At 59.4% G+C, this 22036-nt stretch carries 30 protein-coding genes; 13 read left to right on the top strand and 17 right to left on the bottom strand.

Translation table 11 applies throughout. The annotated features are described in order from the left end of the window. Window positions 1-5: 5 nt before the first annotated feature. From ACR0MP_RS11945 to folK, 7 genes are all read right to left on the bottom strand, one after another. Complete coding sequence (locus tag ACR0MP_RS11945) at window positions 6-332, bottom strand: Dabb family protein (RefSeq protein WP_170392615.1); 327 nt, start codon at window positions 330-332, stop codon at window positions 6-8. A 16-nt stretch (window positions 333-348) separates the two neighbouring features. Beyond that, entirely contained in the window at window positions 349-972 is a 624-nt protein-coding gene (locus ACR0MP_RS11940; protein WP_170425202.1) for a LysE family translocator, read from the bottom strand. After that, on the bottom strand, window positions 969-1715 hold the full coding sequence (locus ACR0MP_RS11935) for a pyridoxine 5'-phosphate synthase (protein ID WP_170392617.1): 747 nt from the start codon (window positions 1713-1715) through the stop codon (window positions 969-971). The genes ACR0MP_RS11940 and ACR0MP_RS11935 overlap by 4 nt, the downstream gene beginning before the upstream one ends. Then, complete coding sequence (locus ACR0MP_RS11930) at window positions 1708-2406, bottom strand: DUF2062 domain-containing protein (RefSeq protein ID WP_170392618.1); 699 nt, start codon at window positions 2404-2406, stop codon at window positions 1708-1710. Before ACR0MP_RS11930 ends, ACR0MP_RS11935 begins: the two co-directional genes overlap by 8 nt. Before the next feature lie 16 nt (window positions 2407-2422). Further along, window positions 2423-4555: a RelA/SpoT family protein gene (locus ACR0MP_RS11925; protein ID WP_170402310.1), complete on the bottom strand. Its 2133-nt coding sequence runs from the start codon at window positions 4553-4555 to the stop codon at window positions 2423-2425. Between the two features lie 25 nt (window positions 4556-4580). Then, window positions 4581-4934: a DNA-directed RNA polymerase subunit omega gene (gene rpoZ / locus ACR0MP_RS11920; RefSeq protein ID WP_010437681.1), complete on the bottom strand. Its 354-nt coding sequence runs from the start codon at window positions 4932-4934 to the stop codon at window positions 4581-4583. Between the two features lie 94 nt (window positions 4935-5028). Next, a complete protein-coding gene (gene folK / locus ACR0MP_RS11915; protein ID WP_170402313.1) occupies window positions 5029-5610 on the bottom strand; it encodes a 2-amino-4-hydroxy-6-hydroxymethyldihydropteridine diphosphokinase in 582 nt (193 codons plus the stop codon). 126 nt (window positions 5611-5736) lie between these two features. On the opposite strand from folK, the gene ACR0MP_RS11910 reads away from it, so the two are divergent. The 7 genes from ACR0MP_RS11910 to ACR0MP_RS11880 all read left to right on the top strand — a co-directional run bounded on the left by ACR0MP_RS11910 (window position 5737) and on the right by ACR0MP_RS11880 (window position 10202). Continuing rightward, on the top strand, window positions 5737-6312 hold the full coding sequence (locus ACR0MP_RS11910) for a LabA-like NYN domain-containing protein (protein ID WP_039541714.1): 576 nt from the start codon (window positions 5737-5739) through the stop codon (window positions 6310-6312). Between the two features lie 202 nt (window positions 6313-6514). Continuing rightward, window positions 6515-7465 (top strand): 4-hydroxy-3-methylbut-2-enyl diphosphate reductase, encoded by a 951-nt coding sequence (ispH, locus tag ACR0MP_RS11905; protein ID WP_170402316.1) that lies wholly within the window; start codon window positions 6515-6517, stop codon window positions 7463-7465. Beyond that, the gene (locus ACR0MP_RS11900; protein ID WP_170402319.1) at window positions 7462-7914 is read left to right on the top strand and encodes a DUF3429 domain-containing protein; all 453 of its coding nucleotides are present in this window, start codon (window positions 7462-7464) and stop codon (window positions 7912-7914) included. The genes ispH and ACR0MP_RS11900 overlap by 4 nt, the downstream gene beginning before the upstream one ends. Next, a complete protein-coding gene (locus tag ACR0MP_RS11895) occupies window positions 7911-8498 on the top strand; it encodes a class I SAM-dependent methyltransferase (RefSeq protein ID WP_170402322.1) in 588 nt (195 codons plus the stop codon). Before ACR0MP_RS11900 ends, ACR0MP_RS11895 begins: the two co-directional genes overlap by 4 nt. After that, a complete protein-coding gene (rnhA, locus tag ACR0MP_RS11890) occupies window positions 8491-8958 on the top strand; it encodes a ribonuclease HI (protein ID WP_170733738.1) in 468 nt (155 codons plus the stop codon). The genes ACR0MP_RS11895 and rnhA overlap by 8 nt, the downstream gene beginning before the upstream one ends. Further along, window positions 8955-9578 carry a trimeric intracellular cation channel family protein gene (locus ACR0MP_RS11885; protein WP_170392625.1) on the top strand — a complete coding sequence of 208 codons (624 nt, stop codon included), beginning with the start codon at window positions 8955-8957 and terminating at the stop codon, window positions 9576-9578. The genes rnhA and ACR0MP_RS11885 overlap by 4 nt, the downstream gene beginning before the upstream one ends. A gap of 24 nt (window positions 9579-9602) precedes the next feature. After that, on the top strand, window positions 9603-10202 hold the full coding sequence (locus tag ACR0MP_RS11880) for a COG3904 family protein (protein WP_170392626.1): 600 nt from the start codon (window positions 9603-9605) through the stop codon (window positions 10200-10202). Here the strand turns inward: ACR0MP_RS11880 and speB are convergent. From speB to def (ACR0MP_RS11850), 6 genes are all read right to left on the bottom strand, one after another. After that, window positions 10199-11020, bottom strand: a complete 822-nt coding sequence (gene speB / locus ACR0MP_RS11875; protein ID WP_480886896.1) for an agmatinase — start codon at window positions 11018-11020, stop codon at window positions 10199-10201. The genes ACR0MP_RS11880 and speB overlap by 4 nt on opposite strands. Before the next feature lie 62 nt (window positions 11021-11082). Further along, window positions 11083-11319, bottom strand: coding sequence for a GlsB/YeaQ/YmgE family stress response membrane protein (locus ACR0MP_RS11870; RefSeq protein WP_480886894.1), 237 nt, complete (start codon window positions 11317-11319; stop codon window positions 11083-11085). 1 nt (window position 11320) lies between these two features. Beyond that, window positions 11321-11557: a hypothetical protein gene (locus tag ACR0MP_RS11865; RefSeq protein WP_170392629.1), complete on the bottom strand. Its 237-nt coding sequence runs from the start codon at window positions 11555-11557 to the stop codon at window positions 11321-11323. Between the two features lie 6 nt (window positions 11558-11563). Continuing rightward, the gene (gene fmt / locus ACR0MP_RS11860) at window positions 11564-12478 is read right to left on the bottom strand and encodes a methionyl-tRNA formyltransferase (protein ID WP_480886892.1); all 915 of its coding nucleotides are present in this window, start codon (window positions 12476-12478) and stop codon (window positions 11564-11566) included. Between the two features lie 23 nt (window positions 12479-12501). Then, window positions 12502-12996 carry a peptide deformylase gene (def, locus tag ACR0MP_RS11855; RefSeq protein WP_170402334.1) on the bottom strand — a complete coding sequence of 165 codons (495 nt, stop codon included), beginning with the start codon at window positions 12994-12996 and terminating at the stop codon, window positions 12502-12504. After that, window positions 12993-13511 (bottom strand): peptide deformylase, encoded by a 519-nt coding sequence (def, locus tag ACR0MP_RS11850; RefSeq protein ID WP_170392632.1) that lies wholly within the window; start codon window positions 13509-13511, stop codon window positions 12993-12995. The genes def (ACR0MP_RS11855) and def (ACR0MP_RS11850) overlap by 4 nt, the downstream gene beginning before the upstream one ends. Before the next feature lie 94 nt (window positions 13512-13605). On the opposite strand from def (ACR0MP_RS11850), the gene ACR0MP_RS11845 reads away from it, so the two are divergent. Next, window positions 13606-14778, top strand: coding sequence for a MalY/PatB family protein (locus ACR0MP_RS11845; RefSeq protein WP_480886890.1), 1173 nt, complete (start codon window positions 13606-13608; stop codon window positions 14776-14778). A gap of 30 nt (window positions 14779-14808) precedes the next feature. Beyond that, on the top strand, window positions 14809-15507 hold the full coding sequence (locus ACR0MP_RS11840) for a fumarylacetoacetate hydrolase family protein (RefSeq protein WP_170609756.1): 699 nt from the start codon (window positions 14809-14811) through the stop codon (window positions 15505-15507). 90 nt (window positions 15508-15597) lie between these two features. Here the strand turns inward: ACR0MP_RS11840 and ACR0MP_RS11835 are convergent, their stop codons facing one another. Next, window positions 15598-15951, bottom strand: coding sequence for a hypothetical protein (locus ACR0MP_RS11835; RefSeq protein ID WP_170513411.1), 354 nt, complete (start codon window positions 15949-15951; stop codon window positions 15598-15600). Window positions 15952-16163: 212 nt separating this feature from the next. Here ACR0MP_RS11835 and ACR0MP_RS11830 point away from each other — a divergent pair, with 212 nt between their 5' ends. Further along, a complete protein-coding gene (locus ACR0MP_RS11830) occupies window positions 16164-17153 on the top strand; it encodes a glutathione S-transferase family protein (RefSeq protein WP_170392636.1) in 990 nt (329 codons plus the stop codon). Here the strand turns inward: ACR0MP_RS11830 and ACR0MP_RS11825 are convergent. Next, window positions 17135-17497, bottom strand: coding sequence for a response regulator transcription factor (locus ACR0MP_RS11825; RefSeq protein WP_008756687.1), 363 nt, complete (start codon window positions 17495-17497; stop codon window positions 17135-17137). The genes ACR0MP_RS11830 and ACR0MP_RS11825 overlap by 19 nt on opposite strands. A gap of 181 nt (window positions 17498-17678) precedes the next feature. Between ACR0MP_RS11825 and cobD the strand changes: the two genes are divergently transcribed. Genes cobD through ACR0MP_RS11810 form a run of 3 tightly spaced genes read left to right on the top strand, consistent with a single transcriptional unit; the run spans window position 17679 to window position 20737 of the window. After that, window positions 17679-18644, top strand: a complete 966-nt coding sequence (gene cobD, locus ACR0MP_RS11820) for a threonine-phosphate decarboxylase CobD (RefSeq protein WP_480886907.1) — start codon at window positions 17679-17681, stop codon at window positions 18642-18644. Next, window positions 18641-19561, top strand: a complete 921-nt coding sequence (cbiB, locus tag ACR0MP_RS11815; protein ID WP_170736969.1) for an adenosylcobinamide-phosphate synthase CbiB — start codon at window positions 18641-18643, stop codon at window positions 19559-19561. The genes cobD and cbiB overlap by 4 nt, the downstream gene beginning before the upstream one ends. A gap of 12 nt (window positions 19562-19573) precedes the next feature. Continuing rightward, the gene (locus ACR0MP_RS11810; RefSeq protein WP_480886885.1) at window positions 19574-20737 is read left to right on the top strand and encodes a lytic murein transglycosylase; all 1164 of its coding nucleotides are present in this window, start codon (window positions 19574-19576) and stop codon (window positions 20735-20737) included. Between the two features lie 10 nt (window positions 20738-20747). On the opposite strand, the gene ACR0MP_RS11805 is transcribed toward ACR0MP_RS11810, so the two are convergent. Next, on the bottom strand, window positions 20748-21545 hold the full coding sequence (locus ACR0MP_RS11805) for a class II glutamine amidotransferase (protein WP_480886883.1): 798 nt from the start codon (window positions 21543-21545) through the stop codon (window positions 20748-20750). 125 nt (window positions 21546-21670) lie between these two features. Beyond that, window positions 21671-22024: a hypothetical protein gene (locus tag ACR0MP_RS11800; RefSeq protein ID WP_170392640.1), complete on the bottom strand. Its 354-nt coding sequence runs from the start codon at window positions 22022-22024 to the stop codon at window positions 21671-21673. Between the last annotated feature and the right edge of the window lie 12 nt (window positions 22025-22036).

Genomic DNA, 22036 nt, shown 5'->3' with positions numbered 1-22036 from the left:
GTCTCCTATTGGTCAGCCGCGTCGGGCGTTTCCAGATCGAACACCAAGACGCCCTCGGCCCCATCCACGCACAGCGCGACAAGCCGTGCGCCAAGTTGCTGGTGGGTTTCGTCACTGGCGTAGCGCTGTAGGTCGGCCTGAGCCGCGAAATCCAGCGTGAAGCCGTAGGGATAGCTTGGGGATTTTGCCTCAAAATCGCGGTTGGGGCCGTGGATGAAGCCACCGCAGCCAGACAAACGGTCTGCGACCACGCCCAGCCCATCCATCACAGCGGCAAGCTCTGCGGTGTCGTGATCAGGCTTGAGTCGCAGCATCACGCAATGGCGGATCATCCTTGCACCTCAGAGGTCATGACAGGCGCACCGTGAGAATCTTGTAGCTGGCCACGCCAAAGAAACCCGCGAAGGCAAAATCAAACCAGCGGCGGGCGCGGCGATAGGCGTTGACCATGCGCGCAGACGAAAACAAGAAGGCGTAGCCGATGAAGATCAGCAGTGAACCCGCATAAAGCATGGCGAAATAACCCAGCAGCATAGCAAGGCTGGCGTCATTTGGCGCAACTATGGCGTAGATCGAGCCCCAGCTGAGGATCGCCTTGGGGTTGGTCAGGTGGATTGCCGCACCTTTGGCAAATATCGTACCCAATGAGCCGGTGACCGGATTGCCCAGCGCCACTTCATCCGAAGTCAGCGCGCGACGTAGCGCCTTGAGCGCCAGCCAGCCCAGATAAGCGACGCCGATATAGCGGATCACCTCGAACACCCAGACATTGGCCAGCATGATCGCCGACAGCCCCAGTGCGGCGGCGATGCCCCACGCGGCGGACCCGGCGCAGATGCCCAGCGCAAAGGCCAGACCGGCGGTGCGGCCTTCGTTCATGGCGGTTCCGGCGATGCCCATGGTGGCAGGGCCCGGAGAGCCCCCGGCCATGAGCCATGCAAACCAGATCGCCACAAAGCCTGGTGTGATCATGCCCGCGCCTCGTCCATCAGGCGGCGCATTTCGTGAACCGCAGGGGTGAGGCCGCGAAAGATGGCCTCGCCGATCAGGAAGTGGCCGATATTCAGCTCTCGCACTTCAGGGAAGGCCGCCACCGGTTGCACGGTGTCGTAAGTCAGCCCGTGACCCGCATGAACTTCAAGACCCAGCGAATGGGCATAGGCGGACATCTCGCGCAGGGCTTCCAGTTCGCGCGCGGCGTCGTCCAGTTTGCCTTCGGCGTGGAAATCGCAATAGGCACCGGTGTGCAGTTCGATCACCTCAGCCCCGATGCGGTGGGCGGCGTCGATCTGGCGCTGGTCGGCGGCGATGAAGATGGACACGCGGCAGCCCACATCGCGCAAGGGCGCAATGAAATGGGCCAGCTTATTTTCCTCGCGCGCGACTTCTAACCCCCCTTCGGTTGTGCGTTCCTCGCGCTTTTCGGGAACGATGCAGACGGCGTGCGGCTTGTGGCGCAGAGCGATTTTCTGCATCTCGTCCGTTGCGGCCATCTCGAAGTTGAGCGGCACCGACAGGATCTCCATCAACCCGTCGATATCGGCGTCCGAGATGTGGCGGCGATCTTCGCGCAGATGTGCTGTGATGCCGTCGGCCCCGGCCTCTTCCGCGATCCGGGCGGCGCGTAGTGGGTCCGGATAGGCCCCGCCGCGCGCATTCCGCACGGTGGCTACGTGGTCGATATTCACGCCCAGACGCAAACGGTTGTCAGACATCTTTCGAATCCTTCATTGTCCCTGAGGTCGAGCCTAGTGGTTTTGTCGGGGGAACGTCAGCCTCTGCCTGAGCAAGGCGTTTAATTTGTTCAAACTTCGCTTTGATTCTGGCGCGGCGGCGTTGCTGATAAGTACGGATAAGCGGCAGGCTAAGATAGGCGCAGATCACTCCGGCCACGATGCCTGGAATGACCCCGCCGATCATATAAGGAAAGAACACATCGTCATAGAACCGGCTAAGCCCGTGCCAGTCCGCCTCGCGATGGGTGAACATAGCGATGCAATTGTCCTTGAGATCGCCCATCGCATCCGCAAATTTCCCCATCAACCCATCGGTATCGTCTTTGCGGAACTTGGTCCCCAGCAGGAAATGCCCGGTTTGCAGGCTTATGACCGCGATCGGCACATAGGTCAGGGGATTGCCAAAGAACGTGCCGCTGAGCGCGGCAAGAATGTTGCCGTTCAGCAGCCGCGCCAGCACGGCGGCGACCAGGAAATGCAAGCCATAGAAAGGCGTGAACGAGGCAAACACCCCTGCCCCGATGCCACGCGCGATGCGTTCCGGGCTGTCAGGCAGGCGCCGAACCCGATGTTTGACATAGTGAAAGGCACGGGTCCATCCGCCGCGCGGATAGACGAACTCTGACGCGACTTGGACAGGCGAGCGGCGATCTCGGCGCTTGAAAACCACTCGTGATCACCCCTTCTCAGCCAGCCGCAACGGCGGGTTTCGCACTTTCCCGGTACCGTTCGACCGCAGCAACGTCGCTTTCAGCCTCGAGCATCAGCATCAGCGAATGCAGCTGTTCAAGATCGCGAAGTTCGACATTGATCATCAGCCGATAAAAATCCGGTTTGCGGTCGACAAATTCGAGGTTCGAGATATTGGCCTTTTTCTCGCCGATCAATGTGCAAATACGCCCCAGCACCCCGGCATCATTGCCGATGGTCAAATCCAGCGTCGCGCCATAGACGGCGGGGTGGGTGCCCGAATGCCAGTGCAGATCAACCCAGCGCTCGGGTTCATTTTCAAACTCGGTCAGGCGATCGCAGTCGATGGCGTGCACGACAACACCCTTGCCGCGATATGTAATTCCGACGATGCGCTCGCCCGGCAGTGGCTGGCAACAGGGGGCACGATCGAATTTCTGGCCCGGTTCAAGCCCGATCACAGCGCGACGGGGCGAGATCGCGTCGCCATCATCCTTGGTGAGTTCGGGATATACCGCTTCGACCACCTCATGGGCGGTCAATTCGGCACTGCCCAGACGGGCCAGCAACTCGTCCCGATCTTTTAAACGCAGGTGTTTGGCAGCGGTTTCCAGCGCCTTGTCGGTGGCTTTGCGGCCCAGGTTTTCGAACCCGGCGCGGGCCAGTTCCTTACCCAGCTTGATGAAGCGTTCCCGGTCGACCTCGCGCAACGCGCGGCGGATCGAGGTGCGGGCTTTGCCGGTAACCGCGATCTCAAGCCAAGTGACCTGCGGGCTCTGGCCATCGGCGGTGATGATGTCCACCGATTGACCGTTCTTGAGCCGGGTCCAGAGCGGCACACGAATGCCATCAACCTTGGCCCCCACGCAGGCATGACCAATGCGGGTGTGGATTGCGTAAGCAAAATCAATCGGCGTCGCCCCACGCGGCAGTTTCACCACATCGCCCTTGGGGGTGAAGCAGAACACCTGGTCCGAATACATCTCGAGCTTCACAGCTTCGAGGAAATCCTCATGATCATCCTCACTGTCGAATTGCTCGGTCAGGTTTGCGATCCACTTTGCCGGGTCAACCGCAAAGGGGTTTTCGGACCGCACACCGTCGCGATAGGACCAGTGCGCTGCAACGCCGGTTTCGGCCACATCGTGCATCTGACGAGTGCGGATCTGGACCTCGACCCGTTTGCCGTCGCGCCCCGAAACCGTTGTGTGGATCGAGCGATAACCGTTCGATTTCGGCTGGCTGATATAGTCCTTGAATCGCCCTGGCACGGCGCGCCAGCGCTGGTGGATGGCACCGAGTGTGCGATAGCAGTCTTCTTCGGTCTGGGTGATGATGCGGAACCCGTAGATGTCGGACAGACGTGAGAAACCCTGATCCTTTTCCTGCATCTTGCGCCAGATCGAATAGGGTTTCTTGGCGCGACCAAAGACTTCGGCTTCAATGCCCACCTTTTCCAATTCGTGCCGCATGTCGCCGGTGATGCGATGGATCACGTCGCCGGTTTCGCGTTGCAGAGTGATAAAACGGCGGATGATCGATTGGCGGCCTTCGGGGTTCAGGACGCGGAAAGCAAGGTCTTCGAGTTCCTCGCGCATCCATTGCATCCCCATCCGGCCCGCAAGCGGCGCGTAAATATCCATTGTCTCACGCGCTTTTTGCACCTGCTTTTCAGGGCGCATCGCCTTGATCGTGCGCATGTTGTGCAGGCGGTCGGCGAGTTTGACCAGAATAACCCGAAGGTCCTTGGACATGGCCATGAACAGCTTGCGGAAATTCTCGGCCTGTTTGGTCTCACGGCTGGACAGCTGCAGGTTGGTCAGCTTGGTGACGCCATCGACCAACTTGGCGACCTCATCCCCGAACAGTTCGGTGACCTTGCCATAACTGGCTTTGGTGTCTTCGATCGTGTCGTGCAACAGGGCCGTTATAATGGTTGCATCATCCAGACGCTGTTCAGTCAGGATGGCGGCAACTGCAACGGGATGAGAGAAATAGGGCTCGCCGGAATGGCGGAACTGGCCTTCATGCATCTGTTGCCCAAATTCATAGGCCCTTTCGATGCGGTCGGCATTTGTCTTGGGATTGTAATTGCGGACCAGCGCAATCAGGTCTTCTTCTGAAATCATCCGGTCCGCACCTTTGTCGCTTGGGTTACCCCTGGCCCTGGGCCTCCATCAGAGCGCGCAGGAGCTTTTCTTCCGACATGTCGTCATCCGCAGGCTTGTCAGATTCCGCACCCATCAGCAGGGCCATCTGATCTTCTTCGGGCTCATCAACCTCGATCTGGGTCTGGTTAGCTTCGATAAGACGCTCGCGCAGCTCATCAGCGCTTTGGGTTTCGTCGGCGATTTCGCGTAGCGAGACGACAGGGTTCTTGTCGTTATCGCGGTCAACGGTGATCGGGCCACCAGCAGAAATCTCGCGCGCCCGGTGGGCTGCAAGCATCACCAGTTCGAACCGGTTCGGGACCTTGTCTACACAATCTTCGACCGTAACGCGGGCCATGGGGCGCTCTCCGTAAATGAATCCGTGGCAGGAAGGGGTTTATCTAAGCGCGAATCCCCGCCTTGACAAGCAAGAAATGCCGCAAATGCGAGGATCACAGAGGCTTGACCTCTGCCACCTCATCGGGCGGCAAGGCTGCAACCATCTGCGTCACTGTCCGGTCCAGAACGGGATGGCGCCAATCGGGGGCGACATCCATCATGGGAACAAGCACAAAAGCGCGGTCCTGCAAGCGCGGATGGGGCAGGATAAGGTGTTCCGGCGCAGATTTGGTTTGATCTTCGGGGGGAAGGGTCAGCCAGCGCTGAAATTCGGCGTCATCCGGCAGCACAAGTTCATCCCAACAGACCAGATCGAGGTCCAGAGTGCGCATGCCCCAACGCTGTTCACGGGCGCGCTCAAAATCATGTTCGATGCGGTGCAGCAGGTCCAGAACACCCTGTGGCGTGAGGTCCGATTCGATCAAAACCGCTGCGTTGACATAGTCCGGCCCTGCCCCTGCCGGAAAGCATGGGGTGGCAAAAAACTGGCTTGTCTTGCGAATCACCAAGCCCGCCTCGGCCATCGCGATCAGCGACCGCTCAAGTGTCACCTTGGGCCCACAACCTCTCAGACTGAGATTTGCCCCTAGGGCAATGACCGCTTTTGACAAGGTTTTGTCCACTTCAGACCCCATATTCGGACCAGAGAATACTTGCGATAAAGCCTAAAACACCTATTTTAAGGACACCATTGCACTGACCTATTACTTTATCACTCACGGAGCTCACGGTGCGGTGGCTTATACCGGAAGGACCATTTTATGTTTTACAAGGACGAACGGCTAGCGCTGTTCATCGACGGCTCGAATCTTTATGCAGCCGCCAAAGCACTGGGGTTTGACATCGACTACAAGTTGCTGCGTCAGGAATTTATGCGCAGAGGCAAACTGCTTAGAGCTTTCTACTACACAGCGCTACTGGAAAATGACGAGTATTCCCCGATCCGGCCTCTGGTGGACTGGCTGCACTATAATGGCTTCACCATGGTCACCAAACCGGCCAAGGAATACACCGACAGCATGGGGCGTCGGAAGGTCAAGGGAAACATGGATATCGAGCTTACCGTCGATGCCATGGAACTGGCACCACGCGTTGATCATATCGTACTGTTTTCGGGCGATGGGGATTTCCGCCCGCTGATCGCAAGCCTGCAACGGCAGGGCGTACGTGTTTCCGTTGTTTCGACCATCCGTAGCCAGCCGCCGATGATCTCGGACGAACTGCGCCGCCAGGCCGATAACTTCATCGAGTTGGAGGATCTGCGCGACGTGATCGGCCGCCCTCCGCGCGAGATGCCGACTGAACCCCGCAGCGTCGCAGCTGCAGGCGGGCACTGACCCCACCAAACCCCACCACTCACCAATGGGGGTTGGCAAGAATATGCGCGGCCAGGGCCAGAAGCCCTGGCCGCGCGACTTTAAAGGTATAGGTGCTGAAAACACCCTTGTGCTAACAGCGATTCATGTCAGTGAAATGACGCAGTGCTGTCTGGACCATGGCAATGAAAAGACCTAGGTGTTCGGTCCAGGAGATCGCCGAATGACAAAGCCGCCGCTGACATTATATCTGGCCGCCCCGCGCGGGTTCTGCGCCGGTGTGGACCGTGCCATCAAGATTGTGGAAATGGCCCTTCAAAAATGGGGGGCGCCTGTCTATGTGCGCCATGAGATCGTTCACAACAAATTCGTCGTCGACGGTCTGCGCGCCAAGGGTGCCGTGTTTGTCGAGGAGCTGGACGAATGCCCTGATGATCGCCCCGTGATCTTCTCGGCCCACGGTGTACCCAAATCGGTACCCGCCACAGCAGCCCAGCGCGAGATGATATATGTCGACGCCACCTGCCCGCTTGTATCCAAGGTGCATGTCGAAGCGCAGCGCCACGCGGATGCCGGGCTGCAGATGATCATGATTGGTCACAAGGGCCACCCCGAAACCATCGGCACCATGGGGCAACTGCCCGAGGGCGAGGTGCTGCTGGTTGAAACGGTCGAAGATGTGGCGCAGGTCGCTGTGCGTAACCCCGAAAAGCTGGCCTTTGTCACCCAGACAACCCTATCGGTGGATGACACCAAGGACATTATTGCCGCGCTTGAGGCCCGCTTCCCCGCCATCGTCGGGCCGCACAAGGAAGACATTTGTTATGCCACCACCAACCGGCAGGAAGCGGTGAAAGCCGTCGCTCCGAAAGCCGATGCCTTGCTGGTGGTGGGTGCGCCGAACTCATCGAATTCACGTCGTCTGGTCGAGGTCGCCTCGCGCGCCGGATGCAGTTATGCGCAGCTGGTGCAGCGCGCGACCGAGATCGACTGGCGTGCGCTGGAAGGAATTTCCAGCATTGCGGTTAGCGCCGGGGCATCCGCGCCCGAGGTGCTGGTGAACGAGGTGATCGATGCATTCCGCGACCACTACGATGTCACCGTCGAGCTGGTCGAAACCGCTGTCGAGAATGTCGAGTTCAAAGTTCCCCGCGTATTGCGGGAACCAGCATGAGCGGCATCCCCCGCGCGCCGTTATTCCTTGGTTTGACTGGGCTGATCCCGTTTGTCTGGGGCGCGCTGACTTATCTGAACGGTGATTTGAACGATTGGGGTCGGCAGACGCTGGGGTCGCGCTTCGTGGGGCCGTATATTCAGCTATTCTATGGCTCGGTGATCCTGAGTTTCATGTCGGGCGTGCTGTGGGGCTTCGCCACCAAAACCTCAGGCAGCAAAGCTGCGGCCTGTTACACTTTGTCGGTGTTGCCTGCACTTTGGGCATTTTTCACGACCGGCGGCGGTCCGGTGAATGCGGGCACCAACCTGATGTATGGGTTTGCGGGCTTGCTTTTGCTGGACGCCATGTTCTCATATTGGCGGTTGACCCCGGTCTGGTGGATGCGGCTGCGCGTCCTGCTAACCGCTGTCGTGCTGACCTGTCTTGCTGTGGGAGTTTACCTGTGAGTGATGAACGGACCATCAAGGCCTACACGGATCGCGTTGCGGATTACCTAAGGATCCCCCTGCCCGCCGAGCAGCTAGAGGCGCGTCAGGCTTTTGTAGATGCGGTCCGCGAGGGTGGATATGTGCTGGATCTGGGCTCGGGTCCCGGATCAGACAGCGCGTTTTTGATGCGGCAAGGGCTGAAGGTACGGGCGCTGGATGCAACCCCTGCCTTTGTTGAACATGCGCGGAGCAACGGTGTTGACGCCCACCTTGGCACCTTCGAAGACGTCACCGAGGTGGCAGAGTATGACGGCGTCTATGCCAGTTTCTGCCTGCTGCACGCCCCGCGCGTCGATTTCCCGCGTCATCTGGACGCGATCCACACCGCACTGAAGCCGGGCGGGCAGCTGTTTCTGGGAATGAAGCTGGGCACGGGCGAGCATCGCGATGATTTGGACCGTTACTATACCTATTATTCAGAGACCCAGATCAAGGACGCCCTGACCTCGGCAGGTTTCACCATTGATCGTACCGTGCAGGGAATGGGGAAGGGTTTGGCCGGGTCTTACGACGGGTTCATTCTGGTATTCGCTCATGCCTGATCTCTTTGCATATACCGATGGTGCCTGTTCCGGAAATCCCGGCCCCGGCGGCTGGGGCGTACTGCTGCGCGCGATGGATGGCGAGACCATCCTGAAAGAACGCGAGCTGAGCGGAGGCGAAGCCGAGACAACCAACAACCGGATGGAACTGCTGGCTGCAATCAGTGCTTTGGAGACGCTGGAGCGGCCCTCGAAACTGACTATCGTCACCGACAGCGCTTATGTGAAGAACGGCGTTACGGGATGGATTTTCGGGTGGAAGCGGAACGGCTGGAAGACGTCGAACAAGAAGCCGGTCAAAAATGTCGATCTGTGGCAGCGGCTGGATGAGGCGCAAGAGCGGCATCAGGTGACATGGGAATGGGTCAAGGGCCATGCGGGCCACCCGGAGAATGAAAAGGCCGACGAACTGGCGCGCGCCGGCATGGCCCCATTCAAACCTAAGAAGGCGCAGGCGTGAGCGGGCTTGCCCTGCTGGATTACGCCTCGGTTTTGGTCTTTGCGCTGACCGGTGCGCTGGTGGCCAGCCGAGCGCAGCTTGATCTGGTCGGGTTTGCCTTCATCGCCTGTCTGACGGCAGTGGGCGGTGGTACCGTACGCGACTTGCTGCTGGACCGACATCCGATCTTCTGGGTCGGTCAGCCCGCTTATATCCTGATCGCTTGCGGCGCTGCGGTGCTGGTATTTTTTACCGCTCATCTGGTCGAAAGCCGGTATAATTGGCTGGTCTGGTTGGACAGTTTCGCCCTGTCCATCGCGGTCGCTGCTGGCACGGGTGCAGCGTTGTCGTTGGATCAATCCGGTATCATCGTAGTGCTGATGGGGGTGACCACGGGCTGTTTGGGCGGCTTGATGCGTGACGTGGTGTGCAACGAGGTGCCGCTGGTACTGAAACAGGGTGAGCTTTATGTATCCTGCGCCTTTATCGGAGCCTTGACCGCTGTGTTTGCCACCCGCCTCGGGCTGGAAGGCCTGCTGGCATTGGGCTTATGTGCATTGATTTGCTGGGCGTTGCGCGCCGGATCTCTGCTGTTCGGTTGGCAGTTGCCGGTTTACAAGGCCCGACCGCCTCGGCAATAGGGTAGAAACGGACAAGAGATCGCGATGACCTACAGACTTTCGTTTCTGGCCACGGCACTGCTGCTAACGGCATGCGCAGAGCAATACGCCCCGGTGAGCTTCACAGCAGTGGGCAATCAGATCGTCGCGTCCGGAACGATCGACCACACAACGCTCAGCGCGTTTGAAGAAGTGATGGACGAGAACCCCGAGATCAAGACGCTGGTGCTGCAAAATATCGAAGGTTCGGTCGATGATGACTCGAATGTGGTCTTCAGTCGCGTAGTGCGTGAGGAAGGGTTCGACACGGTGGTTCCGTCAAACGGGCTGGTGGCCTCGGGCGGCACCGATTTGTTTCTAGCGGGTAACCGACGCGTGCTGGAACCCGGCGCCTGCGTAGGCGTACACAGCTGGGGCGGCGGCGGCTATGTCGCTGCGGAGCTACCCGAAGATCACCCCGAGCATGACCGGTATTTGAACTATTTCGAAGATATCGGCGTCGATCCCGACTTCTACTGGTTCACGCTGGATGCAGCATCCGAGGAAGAGATGCACTGGATGACGGCGTCCGAAGCGAACCGGTTCGACATGACTACACGGTCCGCCCCTCGCCTTGGCACTGCCGCAATCTGCGACGAACGTTAGTGCGTCAGCAGTCGCGCGCCGATTTCCTTGACGAATTTCGCCGCCACCATGGCGGTCATGCCATAGGGGTCGCGGTGCGGGTTCAACTCGACAATATCCGCGCCGATCAACTGGCCTTTGAACCGGTGGATCAGGTCGATCACCTCGCGCGTGCTTAGCCCGCCGGGTTCGTGATGCGACACCCCGGGGGCAAAGGCCGGGTCCAGCGCATCTAGGTCCAGTGACAGGTAAACCGGGCCATCAAAGCTGATCTCAAGATCGGGGCTCCAGTTGCGCATGTCGATCACCTCGACCCCGAACTTGTCAGCCTGTTCCTGTTGGTGCATGTTCATGGTGCGGATCCCGACCTGCACCAGACGGTTGATCTTGCCGGTTTCCATCACGCGGGCAAACGGGCAGCCATGGCCCAGCGGGCCGATCTGCTGACTGTCATAGAGGTCGGGGTGGCTGTCGATATGCAAGACATTCAGCCCCTCATACCGGTCCGCGTGGGCCTTGATCAGCGGATAGGCGACCGAGTGATCGCCCCCCAACGACAATAATCGTGCACCGGCTTCGATCCGGGCGGCGGCCCCTGCCTCGATCCGGTCGATGGGTTCCTGCCCCATCATCTCGAACACATCCAGATCGCCGGTGTCTTTGAAGCGGTCGGTTGCGCCCAGATCAGTGCCATCCTCGGCGGTCAGGTTGGCCGCGCCGGAATGCAACGCCTCGCGGATGCGACCCGGGGCAAACGCGGGGCCTTGCAGGAATGAGGAATGCAGGTCCAACGGCACGCCCATCAGCGCGACGTCTCCGGCGGTCAGATCATGCGACATGAGAGGCCTTTCAACAAAGAATTGACGGGACATTGGTCGCAGATCACGGTCGGGTCAAGCGATCAACGGCGGATATATGTCTGCCAGATCCAGATCACCAAGAGCGCCCCCAGAACGGCGCCGATAAACCCTGAGAGCCAGCCTATCACAGTGATGAGCGTGCGCAGTACCAAACCGCCCACCAAAGCGCCGACGATGCCGATCAGCATGGTGGTTGGAATGTCGGCCTCGATCCGCATTAGGCGGGTGGCGAGGAAACCTGCAGCGGCTCCGACGATGATCAGGGCGATGATCGGCATATCATTTCCTCCAATGCGTGGGCACGATGATCAGCGCACCGATCGAGGACAGCACCGCGTCCAACCCCGGCGGGCCAAAGCTGATGCCGAACATGATGCGCACGAAATAGAACAGGAAAGCACCACCCACGCAGATGATGATCGATTGCAGATAGCCGTTATGGGTAAAGCCAGTCTGTTCAGACAGATAGCCTACGATCCCGGCAATCACGACCGTGCCCATCATGATCATGATCATGTACGCCTACTCCGATGACAGGCGGGTCCCGGCCGGCATGGGCCATCCCCGCAGAAAAGTTTCCCTATCCTGCGCGCCCTTGCCTGCCCGTTGCAAGCGCAGCAGCTCAACCGCGCCTTCGCCACAGGCCACGCACAGGTGGTCATCCAGTGCCTCGCCGGGCGTGCCCTGCCCTTCGGCCAGCCGCGAGGCGAGCAGCTTGATCCGGTGACCCTCGACCTCGGTCCATGCGCCGGGGAACGGGGAGAGACCGCGGATTTTTCTGTCGACTTCGGACGCGAGGGCCGACCAGTCGATCCGCGCCTCGGATTTGTCGATCTTGGCGGCGTAGGTTACGCCGACCTCGGGCTGCGGTTCGGGGGTCAGGCTCGGCAGCGTGTTCAGCGCCTCAACGATCAGCGCCGCACCCATGCCCGACAGGCGGTCATGGAGTTGCGCCGTGGTTTCCTCAATCCCGATCTCTGTGGCCTCGCGCAGCAGAACGGGGCCTGTATCCAACCCGGCCTCCATCTGCATGATACAAACACCGGTTTGCGCATCGCCTGCCATGATCGCGCGGTGTATAGGCGCGGCCCCACGCCAGCGTGGAAGCAGGCTGGCGTGAATGTTCAGGCAGCCATGGGTTGGCGCGTCCAGAATAGGTTGTGGCAGGATCAGGCCATAGGCGACGACGACTGCGATATCGGCATTCAGCGCTGCAAAGCTGGCCTGTTCTTCGGGCGATTTCAGCGAGGTGGGGTGGCGAACGTCTAAGCCCAGCGCCAAGGCACGCGCGTGCACCGGGGTTGGACGGTCTTTTTTACCGCGACCGGCGGGGCGTGGCGGTTGGCAATAGACGGCGGCGATTTCGTGTTCGGCACGGACCAGCGCATCCAGCACCGGCACCGAGAAATCTGGCGTTCCCATGAAGATGATACGCATCCGTCCCTCCGTAGGATGGGGTTTCACCCCATCTTCTGTGCTTTGCGCAGCAGCATGTCGCGTTTGACCTTGCTGAGGCGGTCAAAATACATCCGCCCGTTCAGGTGGTCGATCTGGTGCTGCACGCTGGTGGCTTCGATGCCGACGAAATCGCGGCGGTCGATCTGGCCCTGTTCGTTGAGAAATTTCACAGTCACTGCGCGTGGCCGCTTCACCTTGGCGGACACGCCGGGCAAGTTCGGGCTGGCCTCGTCATGTTCACGCAGCTCAACCGAGCTATGCAGAATCTCGGGGTTGGCCAGTCGCACAGCTTTGCCCCGCTGGGTCGAGCCATCCACGACAGCCAGCCGCAGCATCACTCCGATCTGCGGCGCAGCGAGGCCAACGCCGGGCATCGCCTCCATCGTATCGATCATGTCATCCCAGATGGTGCGGATGTCGTCGGTGATTTCCGTGACATCCTCGGCCTTGGTGCGCAGGCGCTTGTCGGGCCACGGCAGGCAGGTCCGCACCGTCATGTACGGGCCTTTTCGCGCTTGAGCTTCTGCATTTTGCGCGTGATCATCTGACGCTTGAGCGGTTTGAGATAGTCGATGAAGAGCTTCCCGTTCAGATGGTCGATCTCATGCTGCACACAAGTCGCCCAGAGATCATCAAAGGTTTCCTGCTGCAGATTACCGTCACGGTCCAGCCAGGTGACATCAACCGTCTTCGGGCGCGTGACTTCGGCATATTGCTCAGGGATCGACAGGCAGCCTTCTTCGTAAACGTTGGTCTCGTCCGAGGAGGCGATGACCTCGGGGTTGAACATCACCAGTGGGCGTGGGGCCTCACCTTCTTCTTTGACGCAGTCCACCACGATCAGCCGGTCGAGCACACCGATCTGCGGCGCAGCAAGGCCAATGCCGGGCGCGTCATACATCGTCTCCAGCATGTCATCGGCCAGTTTGCGCAGATCGTCGGTGATGTCGGCCACCGGCGCGCAGACCTTTTTCAGGCGGGGATCGGGGTGGATCAGGATATTGCGTTTCATGGGGCTGATTTAGGCCATCGCGCCCGCCTCCGCAACGGCCCCCTTGCACCTTATGGATTTGTGGTTAGCTTTCGCCTCGACAGATGGAGATGACATGACTTTCAACGACCTGATCGACCGCCGGGGCACCAACTCTTCAAAATGGGACAAGATGGAGCAGCTTTACGGTGTCGCCCCCGAGGATGGGCTGGCCATGTGGACGGCTGATTCCGACTATGCCACGGCCCCTTGCGTGATCGAGGCGTTGCGGGAAGCGGCCGATCATGGCGCGTTTGGATATTCATGGATGCACCCGGATTATCTGAATGCAATCCAGTGGTGGATGAAGACACGCCACAACTGGGAGATCGACACCGATTGGATTCTGACCTCGCAAGGGTTGGGCAATGCGATTGCCCTGTGTCTGGATGTTTGGAGTGAACCGGGAGATGGCGTCGTGATCTTCACGCCCGTCTACCATGAGTTTGCCCATAAGGTGAACAAATCCGGCCGCCGCGTGGTGGAATGCCCGCTGGTGCGCGATGGCGACAGCTATGGGCTTGATCTGGACGATGCGCAGTCGCGGTTGGACGGATCAGAAAAGCTGCTGCTGTGGTGCTCGCCGCAGAACCCGTCAGGTCGGGTCTGGACGCCGGATGAACTGCGCGCTGTAGCGGCGTTTGCGGAGCGCAACGGGCTGATCCTTGTGTCGGACGAGATTCACCATGATCTGGTTTATCCGGGCAATACCTTCGTACCGATGGATACGGCCGCCCCCGACGCGCGCCCGTGGACGGTGACACTGACCGCGGCGTCGAAAACATTCAACATCGCCGGTCAGCGTACCGGCAACATGATCATTCCCGACGCCAAGCTGCGGGCCGAGATGCGGCACCGGATCACCACGCTGGACTATGACCCCAGTGCGTTGGGTGTGGCGATGATCTCTGCCGCCTATTCGCCGGAAGGTGCAAAATGGGTCGATGAACAAATTGCCCACCTGGACGCGAACCGGAAGCTGTTTGATGCTGCCATCGCCGAGATACCGGGCCTGTGGTCGATGCCTCTGCAGGCGACCTATCTGGCATGGGTCGATTTTTCGGGCACGGGTATGAGCCACGATGAGTTTGTCCGCCGCCTACGCGAAGATGCGCGGATCGCGACATCCTCAGGCCCCGGTTTTGGCACCGGTGGAGAAACCTTCGAGCGCTTCAATCTGGCCACCCAACGCGAGCGGGTTGAAGAAGCCTGTGCGCGATTGAAGACAGCCTTTGGCGATTTACAATGAACCCCGTTCACAAATAATCGGAGGCACGTCATGCCCAACCACCTTTTTACGCTTCCGGACATCCCAAGCATCCCGGTGCAGGGGGAACAGGCGACCTATCCGATCGGGCGGATTTTTTGCGTGGGCCGCAACTATGCCGCCCACGCTGCCGAGATGGGGCATGAGGTGGATCGTCAGGCGCCGTTTTACTTCACCAAATCCGCGCCCAACGCGGTTTTGACCGGAGCGCATGTGCCGTATCCGGCAGGGACTGAGGATTATCATCATGAAATGGAACTGGCCGTTGCCATCGGCAAGCCGGTTTTTCAGGCCACGGCCGCGCAGGCCCAAGCCGCGATCTTTGGCTACGGCTGTGCCTTGGACATGACGCGCCGCGACTTGCAGATTCGTGAGCGCAACAAGCAGCGCCCCTGGGATCTGGGCAAGGATGTGGAAAACGGCGCGGTCTTCGCTCCGCTGACCCGCGCCGATGACTGGAGCCCATCTGATGACAAGCGCATCTATCTGAGCGTCAATGAGCGGGTCGTACAAGACGCCACATTGTCAGAGCTGGTCTGGAAGATCGATGAACTGATCTCCCATCTATCGGGTTTCTACCATTTGCGCCCCGGCGATCTGATCCTGACCGGCACACCCGCCGGGGTCGGGCCTGTGGTCGCCGGAGACCGAATTGAAGGCGGCATCGATGGTTTGGCTCCTGTGCACCTGACCCTGACGGCCTCCGACTAAACCGTCCGGCCTGATACCGAGAATCTCGTGGCACCATTGCCGCCCGAGCGCCGGTGGCGCGTCGGTGCCAAAGGTCAAACGGTGCGCGCGTCAGTCGCGGTTTTCGAGCAATGCGATCGGTGCATCCGGGGCGCGGTAGAAATCCAGCGGGGCCTTGTCGGCTGCCACGGTGCTGCGCTTGAACTCATAGCGCATCTCACCCACCGCTTCTTCATCTGCGATGATCAGGCACTGATACATGTGATTGGCACCGTCATAGATATCGACGAGCCCACGCAGGCGTGGCGTGGTTTCGGCCTCGACGGTGAAACCATCCTTCCACAATGTCAAAATTTTGAAGCTATTGTCGCCAACCTCCACCCGCAAACGGCTGGATTTCTTGAGGGTAGCGATTCGGGCCGCATCCAATTCGGCGCGAATTTCCTTGGAAACATAGGTACTCATAATAAACTTCCCCCCTTAACACTCATTAGTCTGACGCGATTCCTGTAAAAATCCAGTGAACGGCGTCACATAAGTTTTGGCATTGCGGTTCTGGTGCCCAGACACCGCACCCCACCTGTGCGCGCATGCAGGCCTGATGCGCGCCCGGTGAAATAGGATCGTGGCGCAAGACGGCCTATCTTTGACCCAATCGCAATGCGAAAGGAATAACGATGGGCCTGCTTGTCGACGGCGAATGGCATGACACCTGGTATGACACCAAATCCACAGGCGGGGCGTTCAAACGCTCGGCCGCACAGTTTCGCAACTGGATCACCGCCGATGGCGCGCCCGGCCCCTCGGGGCGCGGCGGGTTCGAGGCGGAATCGGGGCGCTATCACCTTTATGTCTCGCACGCCTGCCCTTGGGCGCACCGCACACTGATCTTTCGTGAGTTGAAAGGGCTGAGCGACCACATCTCGGTCTCGGTCGTGCATCCGGATATGCTGGATAAAGGTTGGACCTTTGAGACCGACGACCATGGCGCGACCGGCGACAAACTGTTCGGATCAGAATTTGCCCATCAAATCTACACCCGTGCCGACCCTCACTATTCGGGCCGCGTTACGGTTCCGATCCTGTGGGACAAAGTTGAGAAAACGATCGTGTCGAACGAAAGCTCGGAAATCATCCGCATGTTCAACTCGGCTTTCAACGGGATCACCGGCAACACAGACGACTACTGGCCCGAGGCAATGCGGGACGAGATCGAAGAGGTCAACGCGCGCATCTATTCCGATGTCAATAACGGGGTCTACAAATCCGGCTTTGCCACCTCGCAAGAAGCTTATGACGCCGCGGTTGGCCCTCTGTTCGACACGCTGGACTGGCTTGAGGATCGTCTGGCCCGGAACCGCTATCTTATGGGTGACCGCGTGACCGAGGCCGACTGGCGCCTGTTCACCACATTGATCCGGTTCGACCCGGTTTATCATTTACATTTCAAGTGCAACAAGCGTCGGTTGGTGGACTACCCGAACCTCTGGGCCTTTACGCGGGAGCTATATCAATGGCCCGGCGTGGCGCAGTCTGTGAACATGAACCACATCGTGCGCCACTATCACTTCAGCCATGACAGCATCAATCCGCACCGAATTATTCCGGTGAATCCAACGTTGGACTATTCAGAACCCCATGGGCGGGATCAGCGCCCCGCCGCGTAGTGTTCGACCATGGCCGCCAGATCCTCGGGCGGGGTCGAGCTTTGGACATAGGCGCAGGCATTGGCGCTATGGGCAAAGATTGATCCGTCCGAGAAGAATGTGGTGTTGGTGACGAAGATCACTCGCGCCTCGGGCCTGCGATAGCTTGCGAAATCGGCAACCGCCAAGGCGCTGCCGGTTTCCAGAACCAGATCCAGCACGATGATATCGAATGCGGTACCATACAGTGCCAGGATCGCGGCCTCTTGCGTTTCGACCAGCGTGACTTCGGCCTCCTGCCTTTGCAGATGCCGCTGCCAGACCCGACCTAGATCGGGGTTACTCTCAACAATCAGTACTTTCATTTGCAACAACCTCGGCACGTGATATGGGTGAGTGGTGCCGACCCCTGTTGTCCGTGATCACGCGATTTCCTTAACAAAGTGTTAACAAGGCCCGCACAGCGCCGTGATCGGGCGGATTCGCTTGTAAGAACGGCAAAAATCCGCTTGAAGCATGAGAAATAGGCGATTCCGGCTGGGGCAGATGGTTGGACAGGATGACAGATTGAACCCTCGGGCTGCGCGCGATCATGGCGGAGGGCTGGATGGCGCGATGACGCGGTTTGGGGGCACGCGCGCAGACTGGATCGATCTGTCCACGGGGATCAATCCGCATGCTTATGAGGTCTCGGGCCTGCAGCCTCCGGACTGGAAGGAACTGCCGGATCATGGCGCGTTCGAACGCCTCTCGGACGCGGCGCGGGTGTTTTGGAACGTGCCTGATGGGGCCGAGATTCTGCCATCGCCTGGTGCCTCTGCGGTGATTGCCCGCGTGCCCGCGCTGACCAAAGCCGGTCGCGTGCAGATCACGATGCCCACTTATAACGAACATGCCGCTGCATTCACCGCTCAGGGGTGGACGGTGCACGAGAGCGGCCCGGCTCAGGCACGTGTCATCGTACACCCCAACAATCCCGATGGGCGCATCTGGCAGGACGCGGATGTCGACGCGCCGCTGACGGTGATCGATGAAAGCTTCTGCGACGTAACGCCCGAAGCCTCGCTGATTCATCTGGCCCAGCGGCCCGGCATCGTGGTGCTGAAGAGCTTTGGCAAATTTTGGGGGTTGGCCGGGTTGCGACTGGGTTTTGCAATTGGCCATCCCGATCTGATTGCACGATTGAACGACCTGACCGGACCATGGGCCGTATCCGGCCCGGCACTGCGGATCGGCGCGCAAGCGTTGCACGATGTAAAATGGGCTGATGAAACGCGCATGCGTCTGGCAAATGAAGCAACACGGTTGGATCAGCTTTTAGCGGCCAAAGGTGCGCGGCTGATTGGCGGCACCAGCCTGTTCCGCCTCTACGACGTTGATGACGCGACCGCCTGGCAAGACCGATTGGCGCGGGCGCATATCTGGAGCCGTATTTTCCCCTATTCCCGGACCTACCTGCGCCTTGGATTACCGCCAGCAGATGGTTGGGCCCGGTTGGAAGCAGCGCTGTGAGCACCGCGTTCCTATTGGTCTGCGCTATGTGTCTGGACGCAGCATTGGGTGAGCCGGATTGGCTGTGGTCGCGGATTCGCCACCCTGCCGTACTGATTGGCAACGCGATTGGCTGGCTGGACAACCGGCTGAACCATGGGGCGTATCGCCGCCTCAAAGGGGTTGCGACGGTGCTCATCCTGGTTGCGGTGGCACTCATCCTTGGCCGGTTGCTGGAGCTGCTTGGTCCGATCGTCGAGATCGTGGTCTGCGCCATCCTTCTGGCCCAGAAATCCCTGATCACCCATGTTCGCGCAGTTGGCGAAGGCCTGTTGACCTCGCTTGCCGAAGGGCGCGCGCAGGTCGCCATGATTGTCTCGCGCGATACGCGAGATATGACCGAGGCGCAGGTGGCGCGCTCGGCCATCGAAAGCGCCGCCGAAAACTTGAGCGACGGGGTGATTGCCCCAGCCTTCTGGTTTCTGGTCGCAGGTCTGCCGGGGCTTCTGGTTTACAAGGTCGTCAACACCGCCGACAGTATGATCGGTTATCGCAACGACAAATACCGCGCCTTCGGCTGGGCAGCAGCGCGGCTGGATGATTTGCTGAACCTTGTCCCGGCACGCCTGACCTTTGTAATGATCGTGGCACTGTCCAGCCAATGGTCGCGCTGGGGAGAGATGGTTGAGGATGCACGCCGCCATATCTCACCCAACGCAGGCTGGCCCGAGGCCGCGATGGCACGTGCGCTTGATATCGCGCTGGCAGGACCGCGCAGCTATGACGGGCAGATGCGGGATCTCGCCTGGGTGAACGGGAATGCGCGGCAGAATATCGACGCGGCGGAGGTTTTTCGCGCATCAGACATGCTCTGGCAGGTATGGGGGCTTGCGCTTGGGCTCGTGTCGGTGTGGGTTGGGTTCAACTTCATATTCTGACGGATCAGACCCATGCGTTTCCTTTCCGGCCTTATTGCCGCCGCCCTCTTCGCCTCGCCCGCGCTTGCCCAATGCGGCGGCGGGTTCAATACCTTCGTCAAAGGGCTGAAAGCCGAAGCCATTCAGCAGGGTTACGACAAATCCACCGTCAACAGCTTTTTCAAGGGCGTTCAGCAGGACGGAGCCGTTCTGAAAGCCGACCGCGCGCAGGGCGTATTCCAGAAACCATTCATCGACTTCTCGCGGCGCCTGATTTCACAGAACCGGATCGACCGGGGCAAGGCCATGTCGGGCAAATACGACGCGGTGTTTGACCGGATTGAGCAGGAATACGGCATTTCGCGGGGTGTGCTACTGGCATTTTGGGCGTTCGAGACCGACTACGGGTCCTTTCAAGGCGATTTCAACACTCGCAACGCGCTGGTGACGCTGGCCCACGACTGCCGCCGCCCCGAGTTGTTCCGCCCGCAGATTTTCGCCGCGATCGAGCTGTACAGCCAGGGCAATTTTGACCCCGCCCGCACCACCGGGGCTTGGGCCGGTGAAATCGGCATGGTCCAGATGCTGCCCCGCGACATTCTGGAAAACGGCGTGGATGGGGACGGAGACGGCAAGGTTTCGCTCAAAACCTCGGCACCGGATGCACTGATGTCCGGGGCCAAGATGCTGTCGCATCTTGGTTGGCAACCGGGTCAGCCATGGCTGCAAGAGGTCACCGTGCCCGCGCAGATGGACTGGTCTCTCTCTGGCCCCGGCAAGCCCCGCTCGGTGTCCGAATGGCAGGCGATGGGCGTGCAGGCGCGCAGTGGGTCTTTGGCAAATCTGTCTGCCTCGCTGATCCTGCCACAAGGGCATAAAGGACCCGCCTTTCTGGCTTACCCGAATTTTGATGTCTATTTCGAATGGAACCAGAGCTTCGTTTACGTCCTGACCGCCGCCTATTTCGGCACACGGCTGGAAGGCGCGCAGATCTACGACGCAGGCAACCCCGCGCCGGGGCTGACGGGCGCACAGATGAAGCAGTTGCAGAGCAAGCTACAGGCACGGGGTTATGATGTAGGCAAGATCGACGGCATCCTTGGGGCCGGAACCCGTGCGGCTGTGCAGGCTGAACAATTGCGTCTGGGTTTGCCAGCGGATGCGTGGCCAACGACACAGCTGCTGAAGCAGCTATAAGGGTCAGCGCCTAGGCAACCTTTGCAGGTTCACGTTTCACTGACGGATCAAACGCATGGATAGATACCAGCGAGCCTTCTGTGACGATGGCGGTATTGGGCTGTATTTCAACCCAGCCGTCACTGTCTGCATCAAGCGGTTCGGACGATATCACTATCCCGTCTTCTGAGGTTCGGTAATGCAGGCTGGGTGCATAACGATCAGACGCATAGCGCGCCGCAAATACACGCTTGCCGTCTGACCAGCACGCAGCAAACCGCATATAAGGCGACGATCCGCATTGTCGGGACAGCGCTTCCACCCGCCCCACGGCCCGTGCCATTGCCTCGATCGGATTTGAATCCAGACCTTCGCCATGAGCAATCAAAAAGATCGCTTCACTTTCTGTCCCACCCATTCGGTGCCCGTATAAATGTGCCGGGATCATAGCATCGAGCTGCTGCCGGATTTGGTCATGCCCTCCAGCCTGGCCATTGTGCATGAAGCTCCATTTGCCAAATCCAAATGGGTGACAGTTGTTGCGCGAGGTCGCAGTGCCTGTCGACGCTCTTACATGGGCCAAAAACAGTCGTGATCGTGTGTGATGAGCCAGTTGTTTGAGATTTGCATCGGACCATGCGGGATGAGTGTCCTTGTAGAAACAAGGCGTTTCGCGATCAGAATACCAGGCCAGTCCAAACCCATCGGCATTGATTGGTGTCTTCCCGATCAACGCGTTGCGGCTTTGGATGACAAGCGATTGCTCTTGCTCCTGGATCAATTCATCCAGATATCGCTGCTCCCCAACCCAAGCCAAAAAACGGCACATTTGGCATCCCCATCAGTTTTTCGATCCAGGGCATTCTACAACTTGATTTGACGATGATTATCCCGTTTTCTTCCGTTTTTACTCAAAGGCTCTATCAAATTTACCAACTGATCGGGAAAAACAGATCAATTACTCGCTCTGACCGGATAGCGATCGCCTTTCTCGTCGATCAGGATCAACCGCTCACCACTGCGGACATATAGGTCGCATCGGCTGAACCCATTGCGATACGCGATGCAAACACTGCCGTCCCCGGCGATGGAATAGGTGCCAAAGGCGGATTCTCCGCTGGCATAGGTATAAGAATAGGCCCCTCCAGCCGAGTATTTGGACTGGCCGTCGTCGTAGAAAGTGAGAGTACGACCGGCCAAAGCCTCCAATTCTTCTGGCGTCAAGGGGACGTCACCGGGTTTCGTGGGCCATTCGGCAGCCCAGAGGGGGTTTGCCGCGAGCAATGCGAGGGTGAAATATCGGATCATGATGCTAGCCTA

It is taken from the genome of Ruegeria sp. K3 (genome assembly GCF_056531845.1).
The sequence above is the reverse complement of the archived record's forward strand: the minus strand, read 5'-3'. Positions and strand labels throughout refer to the sequence as shown.